Source organism: Kosakonia oryzendophytica, from assembly GCF_027886705.1.
GTDB classification, from domain to species: Bacteria; Pseudomonadota; Gammaproteobacteria; order Enterobacterales; family Enterobacteriaceae; genus Kosakonia; species Kosakonia oryzendophytica.
The window spans coordinates 3,430,918-3,444,837 of sequence record NZ_CP115659.1 but is presented as its reverse complement, the minus strand read 5'-3'; the positions used below and the strand labels follow the sequence as shown (position 1 = coordinate 3,444,837).

9 protein-coding genes are annotated in these 13,920 nt (G+C 55.6%); 2 read left to right on the top strand and 7 right to left on the bottom strand.

Annotation, left to right across the window (positions count from 1 at the left end; all coding sequences use genetic code 11):
• Nucleotides 1–201: 201 nt before the first annotated feature.
• Entirely contained in the window at nt 202–1,794 is a 1,593-nt protein-coding gene (locus O9K67_RS16700) for an ABC-F family ATPase (RefSeq protein ID WP_061494580.1), read from the top strand.
• A gap of 293 nt (nt 1,795–2,087) precedes the next feature.
• Here O9K67_RS16700 and O9K67_RS16695 read toward each other — a convergent pair whose 3' ends face one another.
• Together O9K67_RS16695 and O9K67_RS16690 are read right to left on the bottom strand one after the other, a co-directional pair.
• The gene (locus O9K67_RS16695) at nt 2,088–4,454 is read right to left on the bottom strand and encodes a glycoside hydrolase family 31 protein (protein WP_061499907.1); all 2,367 of its coding nucleotides are present in this window, start codon (nt 4,452–4,454) and stop codon (nt 2,088–2,090) included.
• Between the two features lie 15 nt (nt 4,455–4,469).
• Nucleotides 4,470–5,771, bottom strand: coding sequence for an MFS transporter (locus tag O9K67_RS16690; RefSeq protein ID WP_061494581.1), 1,302 nt, complete (start codon nt 5,769–5,771; stop codon nt 4,470–4,472).
• A 298-nt stretch (nt 5,772–6,069) separates the two neighbouring features.
• Here O9K67_RS16690 and O9K67_RS16685 point away from each other — a divergent pair, with 298 nt between their 5' ends.
• Complete coding sequence (locus O9K67_RS16685) at nt 6,070–7,143, top strand: LacI family DNA-binding transcriptional regulator (RefSeq protein ID WP_061494582.1); 1,074 nt, start codon at nt 6,070–6,072, stop codon at nt 7,141–7,143.
• Here the strand turns inward: O9K67_RS16685 and O9K67_RS16680 are convergent.
• The 5 genes from O9K67_RS16680 to moeB form a co-directional block, all read right to left on the bottom strand.
• On the bottom strand, nt 7,140–8,399 hold the full coding sequence (locus O9K67_RS16680; RefSeq protein ID WP_061494583.1) for a DUF1479 domain-containing protein: 1,260 nt from the start codon (nt 8,397–8,399) through the stop codon (nt 7,140–7,142). The genes O9K67_RS16685 and O9K67_RS16680 overlap by 4 nt on opposite strands.
• A gap of 154 nt (nt 8,400–8,553) precedes the next feature.
• Entirely contained in the window at nt 8,554–9,369 is an 816-nt protein-coding gene (locus O9K67_RS16675; protein ID WP_061494584.1) for a Cof-type HAD-IIB family hydrolase, read from the bottom strand.
• A 270-nt stretch (nt 9,370–9,639) separates the two neighbouring features.
• A complete protein-coding gene (locus O9K67_RS16670) occupies nt 9,640–12,072 on the bottom strand; it encodes a formate C-acetyltransferase/glycerol dehydratase family glycyl radical enzyme (RefSeq protein ID WP_061494585.1) in 2,433 nt (810 codons plus the stop codon).
• A gap of 4 nt (nt 12,073–12,076) precedes the next feature.
• Nucleotides 12,077–12,976 (bottom strand): glycyl-radical enzyme activating protein, encoded by a 900-nt coding sequence (locus tag O9K67_RS16665; RefSeq protein WP_061494586.1) that lies wholly within the window; start codon nt 12,974–12,976, stop codon nt 12,077–12,079.
• A 190-nt stretch (nt 12,977–13,166) separates the two neighbouring features.
• Nucleotides 13,167–13,919 carry a molybdopterin-synthase adenylyltransferase MoeB gene (gene moeB / locus O9K67_RS16660; protein ID WP_061494587.1) on the bottom strand — a complete coding sequence of 251 codons (753 nt, stop codon included), beginning with the start codon at nt 13,917–13,919 and terminating at the stop codon, nt 13,167–13,169.
• Nucleotide 13,920 lies beyond the last annotated feature (1 nt).

Here is a 13,920-nt window from a genome sequence, read left to right as displayed (position 1 = left end):
CGAGATTTTTGCCACACAGGCCATTGGGTTGAGAATGCAGGAAGCGCATTATATGTGCATTCCACCGTCCAGGGAATTCAGATGTGTACGAAATCACACTTTTTTCCCTTTGGTTGCAGTTTAGCGGACAGACAGCGAACAGGAATCTCATTCGGATTTGTGGCATAATAGGGTGTTTGTCACATATTTCAGGATACTTCCGTGTTAGTCACCAGCAACGTCACCATGCAGTTCGGCAGCAAGCCGCTGTTTGAAAATATTTCCGTCAAATTTGGCGGCGGCAACCGTTACGGCCTGATCGGCGCCAACGGGAGCGGTAAATCCACCTTTATGAAAATCCTCGGCGGCGACTTAGAGCCGACACTGGGGAACGTCTCTATCGATCCTAACGAGCGCATTGGTAAGCTGCGTCAGGATCAGTTTGCCTTTGAAGCGTTCAGCGTGCTCGACACGGTTATCATGGGCCACGCTGAACTGTGGGCGGTGAAGCAGGAACGCGACCGTATTTACGGCCTCGCAGAAATGAGCGAAGAGGACGGTTACAAAGTTGCCGATCTCGAAGTGCAGTACGGCGAAATGGACGGTTACTCCGCTGAAGCGCGTGCGGGTGAGCTGCTGCTGGGCGTTGGCATCCCGGTTGAACAGCATTACGGCCCAATGAGCGAAGTCGCTCCCGGCTGGAAATTGCGTGTTCTGTTGGCGCAGGCACTGTTCGCGAACCCGGACATTCTGCTGCTCGATGAACCGACCAACAACCTGGATATCGACACCATCCGTTGGCTGGAGCAAGTGCTGAACGAGCGTGACAGCACCATGATCATCATTTCGCACGACCGTCACTTCCTCAACATGGTGTGCACGCATATGGCGGATCTCGACTACGGTGAGCTGCGCGTCTACCCGGGCAACTACGACGAGTACATGACCGCCGCGACCCAGGCGCGTGAGCGTTTGCTGGCTGATAACGCCAAGAAAAAAGCGCAGATTGCTGACCTGCAATCTTTCGTTAGCCGCTTTAGCGCTAACGCCTCTAAATCGCGTCAGGCCACCTCTCGTGCTCGCCAGATTGATAAGATCAAACTGGAAGAAGTGAAAGCCTCCAGCCGTCAGAACCCGTTCATCCGCTTTGAGCAGGACAAGAAACTGTTCCGTAATGCGCTGGAAGTGGAAGCACTTGCCAAAGGCTTTGATGACGGTCCACTGTTTAAGAACTTCAATCTGCTGCTGGAAGTGGGCGAGAAAATTGCCATTCTGGGGGCGAACGGTGTGGGTAAAACCACCATGCTGAAAACGCTGGTGGGCGAACTGCCGGCCGACAACGGCACGGTGAAATGGTCGGAAAACGCGCAGATTGGCTACTACGCGCAGGATCACGCGGAAGATTTCGACAACGATCTGAGCGTGTTTGACTGGATGAGCCAATGGAAACAGGAAGGTGACGACGAGCAAGCGGTGCGCAGCATCCTTGGTCGTTTGCTGTTCAGCCAGGACGATATCAAAAAGCCGGCGAAGGTGCTGTCCGGTGGCGAGAAAGGCCGCATGCTGTTCGGTAAGTTGATGATGCAAAAGCCGAATATTCTGGTGATGGATGAACCGACCAACCATCTGGATATGGAGTCCATCGAGTCGCTGAACATGGCGCTGGAGATGTATCAGGGCACGTTGATCTTTGTTTCTCACGATCGCGAATTCGTGAGCTCACTGGCAACGCGTGTGATTGAGATTACGCCGCAACGCGTGGTGGATTTCTCCGGGAATTATGAGGATTACCTGCGCAGTCAGGGTATCGAGTGATTTTTACCCTCACCCCGGCCCTCTCCCTGAAAGGGAGAGGGAGATAACAATCCGCTTCCCTGTGATGCTGGTGCCGGTGTTTTACCCTCGCCCCTACAGGGAGAGGGAGAGGGAGATGCCAATCCGCTTCCCTGTAATGCTGGGCCGGTGTTTTACCCTCGCCCCTATAGGGAGAGGGAGATGCCAACCCGCTTCTCTGTAATGCTGGTGCCCGTGTTTTACCCTCTCCCCGGTGATGCTGGTGCCCGTATTTTACCCTCTCCCCTATGGGGAGAGGGCAGGGTGAGGGGAAATTACGCCAGTATCCACTCGTTTGCCGCCACACCATTGACACGCAATGTGCGCTTATCACTGGCCGGCAGCGTCACTTTCAGGGCTTTCCACGCCGGGCGGTAGTCGCCGCGCGTGCGTATCCGCAGATCCACCTCGCTGCCGGTGCAGACCATTTCCCACTCCAGCCACAGCGCATTGCCATCTTTATAACCCCAGGATTCACCATCATCTTCAAACAGCAGCCCGTCGGAACGCCCCGAGCCTTTGACCGGGAACAGTTGCAGTTCACGGGTCGTGTCCGCTTGCGCATCCACGTGGGTAATGCGCGCACTCAGCGGCAAACCGGCACCGGCGCGCACCAGCAGTGGCAGGGTTTCCAGCGGAGCATTCAGCGTTATCCACTGGCCTGGCGCATACCAGGTCCCGCTGTAGAAATCATACCAACCGGTGTCATTGGCCGGCAGCCAGACACGGCGCTCGCGCTGTCCTGGCTCCACCACGCTCGCAACCAGAATGTCACGACCCAGCAGGAAGTCATCGCACTCCTCAAAGGTTTGCGCGTCATGCTCGTGATCGAGGAACGTGGGGCGCAGCATCGGTTCATCATCGGCGTGCGCTTGCCACAACAACGTATACAGGTACGGCAGCAGGCGGTAGCGTAATTCAATCGCACTGCGGATGGCCGGGGTGATGGCCGGGTACATCCACGGCTCGTTCACCGTCTGGTCGTCATTCCAGGAGTGAATGGTAAAGCGCGGATGCATCACACCGTTTTGCACCCAGCGAACAAACAGTTCTGCGTCCGGTTTATCGCCGGAGAAACCGCCCACGTCATGACCCACGTTATACAAGCCGGACAGGCTCATCCCGAGGCCCATCCGGGTGTTGTAGCGCAAGGTATCCCAGTTGGTGCGGTTGTCGCCACTCCAGGTTTGTACATAACGCTGCATCCCGGCGCAGCCGGAGCGCGAGATCAGGTACGGGCGTTTTTGCGGTGCGAAACGTTGCTGGGCTTCCATTGACGCTCGCATCATCAGCAGTGGCATCACCGGGCGAATATGTTTGATGGCGATTTCACGGCCAAATCCCTGGCAACGCGCTTCGCCGTCCCACACTTCAAACTCGTTATTGTCGTTCCAGGTAGAGTCAATACCCATTTCCAGCAATTGTGTGGTCACGCCTTCCTGCCACCAGGCTACGGTCTGCGGATTGGTGAAATCAAGATGGGAGCCTTCATCATCCCAGAAGCTTGAACGTTCTGGCGCATTGGTTTCAGAGTCGCGAATAAACAAGCCTTTTTCCGCCACCTCGTTGTAACGTGGGTGATCCTGCAACAGGCAAGGTTTGATATTCGCCGCCAGTTTCAGCCCGGCATCGTGGAATGCCTGGGTCATTACTTTCGGTTGCGGCACCTTGTCATAGTTCCAGTTAAAGACATAACGCTTACCGTTGATCGAGGTATAGCCGGAAGAGAGCTGGAACGAATCGCACGGAATGGCGTGTTCTTCGCACAGGCGAATAAAGTTCATCAGCTGGTTTTGCGCATCCGGCGCGTCAGTGTAATGCATGGTTGAACCGCTGTAGCCCAGGCTCCATTTCGGTCCGAACAGCGTTTTCCCGGTTAGACGTACAAAGGCTTTGGTGACATCCAGCGCGCGTGCGCCGGTAAACAGGTAGTAATCGATATCGCCCGCTTCCGCCTGCCAGCGGCGATAGGCAGTGTGGTAGTTATCGATCTCATTGCCCAGATCCAGCCAGCAGTTGCTGAGGTTGTCATAAAACAGGCCATAGCTGATATCGTCACGGCGGGTCAGGGTAAACGGGATATGTTTGTACAGCGGATCGGTACTGGCCGCGTTATAACCCATGGCATCAAGGTTGCGCATTTCGTAGCGCTGACCGTTACGTTGCAGGTTGCCGGCTTTTTCGCCGAGGCCATAAAAACGTTCCTCTTTTTTACGGCTCAGATAGTGCGCGACGCCATCGCCGTGCGCATTCAGCAGATAGGCGCTGGTCGGGCGATCCCCCGCCAGCCACTGCCACTCACCCGCGTCATTACGGTAGTGCCACTCCAGCCACAGCGGTTGGTGCACGGTCACCCGTAACTGCGCGCTTTGCACCGTCAGCGTATCCTGCTGCTCAGTGAGCGACCATGTAGGCAGACCGAAACCGGATAAATCCTCGCGGGAACGGCCTTCCCATGGCACATCTTCACCCGGCGCAATGCTCCAGGTTCTGTCCAGCGCCAGCTCGCCCTTACGCTTTAGCAGTACGCGGAACAGGTTCTCCTCAAGGATATACAGGCACAGCGTATGTTGCCCGTCCACCAATAGCTCAACGTGGTGAGCCGCCTGTTTTTGCAACGTCCAGTTCTTCAGGGTTTTCATATCAGACATCCACAATCATGCGCGTTTTGCGCGACGTTCAGCAATAAATGCCACCAGGAAAATAGCGCCAATCAGGTCAAAGAAACCCATAGCAATAAACAGCGGGTTAAAGCCGATTTTGTCGGCGGTAACGCCAATTAACAGCGAGAAGAGGAAGCTGGCGATCCACGCCGCGGAGCCGCGCATTCCATTCACGGTCGCCATCTGGCCTTTATCGAACGACTCCACCACCAGCGCACTTAGCATGCAGGAGATGATTTGATGACCAAAACCGCCAATCGAGATCAACACGATGGTGATGTACGGATCCCGGGTGATAGCGACAATGGCTAACGAAATCATCAGGAATGCGCCGGTGACGGAGCTGGCAACCACGGAGTTAACGCGGGTGCAGCCAAACCAGCGGGTATAGAGTTTGGTCAGGTAGCCGCTCGCTACGCTACCGAGGTCGGCGGCAAGGAACGGCAACCAGGCGAACATGGCGATCTGTTTCAGATCCATACCGTGCTCTTTTGCCAGATAGAGCGGTACCCAGAAGCTCAGCACCGCCCAGGCAGGCTCCGCCATAAACGCCGGGATGGCGATCCCGTAGAAACGTTTGTTTTTCGACACCGTTTTCAGTGCGGTCAGGAAGGGCAGCTTGACGGCTGGCGGTTCATTATCCTGCTGGATAAACGCCAGTTCATCTTTACTCAGGTTCGGATGTTTATCCGGATTGTGGTAAAACGCCCACCACAAAATGACCCACAGCAGCGCCAACACGCCGGTAAACATAAAGGCGCCCTGCCAGCCAAAAGAGGCATGAGCAAAGTAGATGATGGGCGGTGCCAGCATTGCACCGATGGAGAAACCCACCCCCGCCCAACCGGCAGCGACCGGGCGTTCGGATTTCGGGAACCATTCGCCGATGGTTTTGGCGTTCGCCGGGGTTGCCGCGGCTTCTGATGCGCCCATGGTGAAACGCAATATCGCCAGGTGCAGCCAGCTACCTGCGCCAGCATGGAAAATACAGGCCAACGCCCAGATAATGGCACACACCATAAAGCCGAGTTTCAGGCCAACCACATCAATCAGCCAGCCGCAGAGTGGCTGAAAGAGGGTGTAAGCCAACTGAAACGCACCGACAATCCACGAATATTGTTCTGTGGTAATGCCGAGGCTGGTTTTCAGTTCCGGGGCCAGAATACCCAGCGAGTTACGGGTGATATAGTTCACCGTCACGCCGAATAAAAACAGCACCAATACCCACCAGCGTAGTTTTTTGACTATCCGGCGGCTCTTGCTGGCCGCCATTTCGTTGTTGATTCCCTGGCTCATTCTTTTCTCCGCACATCGTCTTGTAGGGAAGTCGAAGCGCGCCACCCGGAATGTGTTATACCGGATTGGTTCGCGTGATGATTTTTTTCCGTTTATGTCGTTATTTCACATACAACTAGTATGGAAGTTGTACGACATGTTTACGTTAGGCGAGAAAGATCGGCAGCCATAGCGGATTTTGTGCAAGGATTCCCATTAATGATGCTTATCATGGGGCAAAATCCATTTCAGGCCATGAATATATGGGTTGTTGCCTCATGAAAATTTTCCCATTTCGGAAACGGAGCAAGATCACAGAATGGATAAAAAGCTCAAAATCAGCGAAATTGCCCACCGGACCAACCTGTCGACCAGCACCGTTTCCCGCGTGCTGGCGGGAAAGGCGAACACCAGCGAAAAAGCCAGGGCGGCAGTGCTGGCGTGTGCTCGCGAGCTGGGCGTCATGGAGGGGATTGCTGCCGGGCGTTTGCTGCTCAATAACCTGATCGTTTTCGCACCGCAACGGGCTTTTGATGAACGTTCTGACATCTTCTATTACCGCGTTATTCAGAGCATTAACAAAGCATTGGATCCCCATGAAGTGCGGCTGCGTTATTGCGCACTGGAAGAACTGGACAGCGATGCCAATGAATTCCTTGCACGTATGAATGCGCCGGAAACCCAGGCGGCGATCCTGTTAGGCATTGACGATCCGCATATTCATGAGCTGGCGGCGGATCTCGGTAAACCCTGCGTGCTGATCAATTGCCGCGACAGGCGTATGCGTCTGCCATCTATTGCACCGGATCACCAGACGATTGGTGAGTTTGCCGCGCGCTATCTTTTTGATATGGGCCATCGGGACGTGGTGAATGTCATGTGCCTGCGTCGCTATACCATGGATTTGCGCCTGGCCGGGATCAAAGCTGCCTGGCAGCAACAGAATCTGCGCTTTAACAGCAAGCGGGATCTGATCACCGTTCCGAGTTTTAGCGCCAAAGAGGCTGAGTTACGGGTGGCGGAGTGGCTGGACTCCCCGGCGAATAAGCTCACACCGACCGCGTTTCTGGTGGGCGGCGATTTTATGGCGGAAGGGACGGTGCGCGCGTTGCAGCAGAGGGGATTGCGCGAGCCGCAGGATGTGTCGGTGATGAGCATTGATGCGTTTAATCTGGCGGCCATTCAGGATGTGCCGCTCACGGCGGTACACGTACCGCGTGATGAACTGGGTATTGAAGCGGTGCACTTGCTGCAACAGCGGCTGATCCGCCCGCAAGCGCCGACCGGTTCGTTACTGCTTAACGGCCTGCTTGCGGTGCGTGAGTCGGTACGGCGGATACGCCCTGGGCAGCAACGCACCGCCGTGGAGCGCGAAGGGTTATACGACGCTTAAATGTCGATGCCCAGCGCGTGTTTACCGTGCCTGTTCAGATCGTTTAGCGTGAAGCGCCCTGACCAGTCGCTTTCGTAGTTTTCGCGAGGAAAGTCCCCCGGTGATGCGCCTTGTTCCAGGGCGACTTTCACTTTGCGTGCATAGGCGAGGTTTTTCTCGCACAGCGGCGCGGCAGGAATGTACATCACATTGCCCCAGCCCTGCTGGTTGGTGACCGGTGCGACGGCGTGGATCACATCACAATGCCACCACACCGAATCCCCGGCCTCCAGCGCAGGAATGCTGGTCAGCGCCGCGATCAGCAGCGGATGCCACTTCTCTGAAACCGGCAGAACGCGTCCCGGTGCAACACCGCACAGCTCCTCATCTGGCACATCGTCGAGCAACGGGCGCAACAGGATATACGCCATCGCTTCCGGGATCGGCACCACATGCAGCAAACCCTGTCCAGGGATCATATCCGACAATGCTGTCCAGCCCTGGAAGGTACGAAATACCGAGCATTTGGTGGTGTTATCCACGGTGTACTCTTCTACTTCGGTACGGTGCGCGGCATTCCACGGATCGTACTCCTCCGGTTTGCCACTAAACACGCTGGCGAAAACACGCTGATAGGCTGGTAACAGCCAGCGCTCCAGTGCGCCGGAATCGGTATGCGCGCCGAGACCTTTCGAGGTGGTGCCTGGTGGGCGGCGGCGGATGCGGTCCGGGTAGATCACGCTCACATCCGGATCGAACCACTGTTTTCCTTCACTTTCAAAGCGCCACAACCGGTTCAGAAACGATTGTACGGCGGCCATTTCGTCGCTCTGACGCGCCTGCATTTGTGCTTGCGACCAGTAAATGGGGTAAATTTCCGGGCGCGAAGCCTCCAGCGTGCCAAAAAAGCTGTCGCCCGGCCCTTTGTAGAGATCGTCAAAGTGGTTCTGATCAAGGTAATCGAGCATTGAGCGATCCCAGCCGAGCGCCTGTTCGCGGGGGAAATGCCCTTTAATTACCGCGCATCCACGCTGTTTAATCTGCGCCCGCTGCGCTTCGGTTACCCGCCCGTTAGCAATATCGGCGAAGGGGATCTGCGGCCAGACGGCGTCTCCCTGCGCCTTCAGGTCGTTAATCTCAGCCACGCGGGCGGCAATCCGTTCGCTCAGTTGGTTAAAGACGGCCTGTACATCACCAATCTGCGCACGCAGTTCTTGTTTCATCTGACGAATGGACGCTTGGTGATCGGTGGGCAGCGTCTCGTGGGTAAAAGTCATATGAACCTCTCAATCTTTCATTCGAAAGCCATTTAAGTTACATATGATAATTTAAGTTAAAAATAAGTTAATGCAAGTTTAAAAACTTGATGGGGAACACAAAGCGGAAAAGTGACAAGGCAGAAAAAGCCGGAACAGACGCTCCGGCAGAAGATTAGCGGTTAAACGGGGCGGTATGGTCGAGGACGGCCTGAATCACATTCAGTGCGCCCTGATGATTGTTGTCATCGGTCTGGTGGCGAGCAATGGCCTTGATCGCCTCACCGGCATTGCCCATGGCAAAGGAGAGATCGGTCATACGCAGCATCTCGGCGTCATTGCCGCTGTCGCCAATGGTCACACACTGCTGTGGTGAAATCTGCCAGCGTTTGAGCAAGCGGGTAATGCCGTTGGCTTTATGCAGTCCGGGAATAATTAAATCGACAAACCCAAAACCGCTGGTGACAGGTTTCATGATGCCATCGAGTGAGACATGCAGTTCATCAATCAACTGTGGGATTTCACTGTCCGGCAGGTTAAGTGAGAATTTAAACAACGTGTCGTCAATTTGCTGGAAGTCATGTACCGGTTTTAAACGGTAGTAGTGCTTCGACATCAAATCGACAAATTCCGCCGGGGCATTTTCGCTGACATAAGCGCTTTCCAGACCGCAGGCGACAAAGTTGAGACTCCTGTCTTTCAGCAGCTCACCAATCACCACTTGCGCCTCGTGGCGCGTCAGCTCGCCATGGAACAACTGTTGACCGTGCTCATACACCAGCGCGCCGTTTTCGGCGACAAAGGAGATGGTCTCTTTCAGCTCCGGGAAAAAGGAGATCAGCTGGTAATACTGGTTGCCACTGGCGACCACAAACTCAATACCGCGCTGCTGAAGTTGTTTGAATTGCGCCATAAAGCGTGTGCGATCGTACTGCTTGGCGTCATCAAGGAAAGTTCCGTCCATATCCGTGACGATAACTTTGACGGTCATACCTGGCTCCTGAATGTAACTACGACGAGTAACATTCTAGAGAGAATGTGAGCCGATGCACAAATTTTATTTCGAATGAAAGTGGAGGGTTAAGAAACGGGCGGGGAAGAGAGGAATGTTGCGGTAACCCTCACCCCGGCCCTCTCCCTGGAAGGGAGAGGGAGAAAACCGTTCACCCTTCGCCATGGGGAGACGACCAGAGGAAGGGGAATGCCGCACCGGCCGGTTCCCTCTCCGCTGTGAGGAGAGGGTCAGGGTGAGGGGGATATATCACAATGTATGTTCGGTGCGGGCAATGATATCGTCCTGCGCCTCCGGCGACAGGGCAGTAAAGAATGCTGAATACCCGGCCACCCGCACCACCAGATCGCGATACTGATCCGGATGTTTTTTCGCATCAATCAGCGTCTCGTGCGACACGATGTTGTACTGAATATGCCAGCCTTTATGCACCTCAAAGAACGTCCGCAGCAGCGCCATCAGTTTTTGCCGGTCGCTGTCGTTAGTCAGCGTGGCGGGGTTTAACTTCTGATTGAGCAACACACCACCAAGGATTGCGCCGACCGGCAGTTTACCCACCGAGCTGATAACCGCCGTTGGCCCAAGGTGGTCTGTGCCGGAGGCCGGGCTGGCCCCTTCCGCCAGCGGCGTTTTCGCTTTACGCCCGTCCGGTGTCGCCATGGTGGCGGCGCCAAACGGTACGTTAGCGGAGATGGAGGAGGTTCCGGCGTAATAATTACCGCCAATCGGGCCGCGACCGTAGCGCGGATTGTGATACTGCTTCAGCTCATCAATATAGGTTTGATAGGCGCGTACCAGTAACGTATCGACACTGTCATCATCGTTGCCGTATTTTGGCGCGCTGTTTATCAGTCGCTGGCGGAGTTGCTCGTGCGTCAGGCCGTCAAAGTCTTCTGCCAGCGCTTGCGCCAGTTGCTGTTGCCCGATAAGTCCCTGGTCAAAAACCAGCTTTTTCACTGCCGCCAGGCTGTTGCCGAGGTTGGCGATACCGACCTGCAAGCCGGACACCCAGTCATATTTAGCGCCCCCTTGTTTAATGCTTTTTGCCCGCTCAATGCAGTCATCTACCAGCGTGGAGCAGAGAATATCCGGGACGTTCTCTTCCAGCATGGTGTCGACCACATACTCAATTTCAATGGATTTACGCGTGTAGTAGCGGATCTGCCGATCCCAGGCGTGCATCACGTCATCAAAACCAGGGAAATTCCCTTCGGACAGCGCCTGAGTTTGCGGCAGGAACACTTTCCCGCTGGTGGCATCGCGACCGCCTTCCAGCGCTGCCAGCATCACACGGGCGAAGTTGATAAAGCTCATGCCGGTACAGCGGTAGCCCCACTTGCCGCCGACCGCGGTTTCGATACAGCCAATTGCCGCGTAGTCGTACGCATCCGCAGGTTCAACGCCGAGTTTGATAAATTCCGGGATCACGATTTCATCGTTATTAAACGCAGGCATGCCGAAACCGCAGCGGATCACCTGCACACAGGCGTCAAGAAAGTCATTGCTCATCCCGGCATGGTAACGCACGCTGAGGTTCGGTTGCGTGGAGCGCAGGCGACCGCAGGACTCAAGGATGGCGTAAGAGAGCGGGTTGACCGCATCCTGGGCTTCGCCGTTGCGCCATAGCTGACCGCCGATGGTCACATTCTGATACAGCGGGCTGCCCGCAGAGGCTTTAGAGTGCGAACCGGAGCGGATTTTGTTCACCTCCAGCAGCTTCAGCCAGCAGCTGTGCAACAACTCGATAGCCTCTTCCCGTTGCAACGACTGCTGCAACTCCACATCGCGGCGATAATAAGGGTAGAGATACTGATCCATTCGACCGAACGACACCGAGTGGCCGTTGGATTCTATCTGCAAAATCAATTGGATGAAGTAGCACAATTGCAACGCTTGCCAGAAGGTTTTCGGTGGCTCATGGGCAATCACCCGGCAGTTTTCCGCGATTGCCAGCAGTTCGTTGCGGCGCTGTTCACGCGGCTCTTCGCTGGCCATTTTACGTGCAAGGTCGGCAAAGCGTTCAATGTGCAGGCTGACCGCTTCCAGCACGATATCAATGGCTTTCAGGAACTGCTCACCGTGCAGATCCTCCAGCACCGTCAGGTTAATGCGTGTGCGGCGCTCATCGACTTGATGGCGTAGCCCGTCAAGCCCCCGTTCCAGCAGCAGCGGAAAGTTCACTGCCAGATGGGCATCGCCGGAGGTCATATTGCCTTCCGCTTTAATGATACCCGTCTCCAGCAGCGCTTTTTGTTCATCGGTAAACATGCCGTAACAGCGATCCTGCACGGTCTGGCCGCGCCACCACGGGCAAATGTCATGCAGCACGCGTTTATTCTCGTCACTGACGGCAAACCCCGCACCGGGGCGGTCCGCCAGATCATCAATCTCTTTTTCGATCCATGAAACGGTGTACTCCGGAAAGATTGGCGCGGCGCGGACTTCGCTGGCCTGGTTACCGATAATCAGCTCATCGTGTTTGATCCAGATAGTGCGCTGCGCCAGGTGGTGGGCCAGCGCCAGTGCACGGCGCACCGGGATGGGTTTATCCAGATGCTGCTGGTAGATATGGGTGTAATGGCGTGCGCGTTCGGTGCAGACCGGCGGTTTAACAATATGTACCAGCGCGGTTTTATGCGCCTTGATGCGGTCGGTCAGCGTGTTCAATTGCAGCGTAGTCATCGTTTTATCCTCGTAATGTCGCGGTCAGACCGCTCAGGCGGGCTTTGTGCTGAGCAAAGTCCAGCAATTGCGGATCATCAAGCGGCTTCTCAGGGGCCGAGTAGGGTTCGCCGAGCAGGTGATATTTATTGATGCCCAGCGTGTGATACGGTAGAAAATGGATATCGCGAACCTTTAATACCTCTGCGGCAAAGGTCGTGATAGCGCTGATGGACGCGGTATCGGCGTTGAAACCCGGGATCAGCGGTACGCGGATAATGATCTGTTTGCCCGCCTGCGCCAGGCGTTGAAGATTGTTGAGTACGCGCCTGGCACTGCCGTCGGTCCACTGGTGGAATAGCGCCTCATCCACATGTTTTAAATCCGCCAGGAAGAGGTCAACAAACGGCAGCGAAGGTTCAATATAGCGCCAGGGCACATGCAAACAGGTTTCCACCGCCGTATGGATGCCTTGCTGGTGGCTGGCCTGTAACAACGCCTGCGCCAAGTCTGGTTGCATAAACGGCTCACCGCCGGACAGGGTCAACCCGCCGCCACTGCGATCATAAAACGGCTTATCGCGCAGGACGGTTGCCATGATGTCATCAACGGATTGCTCTTCTCCGCAAACAGTCAACGCCTGGGTTGGACAGCAGTGCGTCAGGGCATCCAGGTGTGTGTCATTGAGCTTTTCCCGGTGGATCAGCATGCCATTCAGCGCCTGCTCAATTACCTGCGGGGCCGCTTGCTGGCACAGAGTGCAGCCTGCAAGGCACAACCGCGCATCAAACAGTAACTCCCGCGTGCGTGCCCGGCTTTCCGGGTTCTGGCACCAGCGGCAGCGCAACGAGCATCCTTTCAGGAACACGACCGTGCGGATGCCGGGGCCATCATGGGTGGAATAGCGCTGAATGTTGAAAATCATAACCGTCTCCATATTGCATATGAAGATTAAATTACTTTCGAATGAAAGTTATTTTGACAAAGGTCAATTCTCTGACGGGTTGCGGAGGGTGGGGTCTAAAGTATGGGAACGGTCACATTTTGGCGCTTCTGCTGGCTGTCCTGGCCAGGTTTACAGGCCGGATAGCCTCGCACCATCCGGCACTCAGGCGTTAGTCGCCACACACCTCACAGGTAGGGTTGCGCAGCAGTTTCATTTCGCGGAACTGGCAGGTCATCGCATCGTACATCACGATTTTCCCCGCCGCTGGCGTGCCATAGTGGGTCAACACTTTGATGGCTTCCATCGCCTGTAATGAACCTATGACGCCGACCAGGGGTGCCATCACGCCTGCTTCCACGCAGGTGAGGGCGTTTTCGCCAAACAGACGGCTCAGGCAGCGGTAACAGGGCGCGTTATCTTGCCAGGTAAAGACGCTGATCTGCCCTTCCATGCGGATAGCGGCACCGGAAACCAGCGGCGTTTTATGCCGGAAGCACCCCACGTTTAACTGATTGCGGATGGCGACATTATCGGTGCAATCCAGTACCAGATCATGTGCGGCAATTTGAGCAAACAGGTCCGCTTCATCCAGCAATGCATTTAACGTTGCGTAGCGCACATGCGGGTTAATACGCAGCAGCGCGTCACGGGCGGAGTCGACTTTCGCCATGCCAATGCTCGCATCGCTGTGCAGCGTCTGGCGTTGCAGATTGGAGAGCGCCACGGTGTCGAAGTCCAGTAGCGTCATCTGACCCACCCCGGCAGCGGCCAGGTACTGCGCCGCCGCGCAGCCCAGCCCGCCAAGGCCCGTCACCAGTACGCGTGCGGCTTTTAACCGCTCCTGACCGTCAAAATCAAAGCCGCGCAGAATAATCTGGCGGTTATAGCGCATCATCTCCGCATCACTGAGTTCTTCGACCATT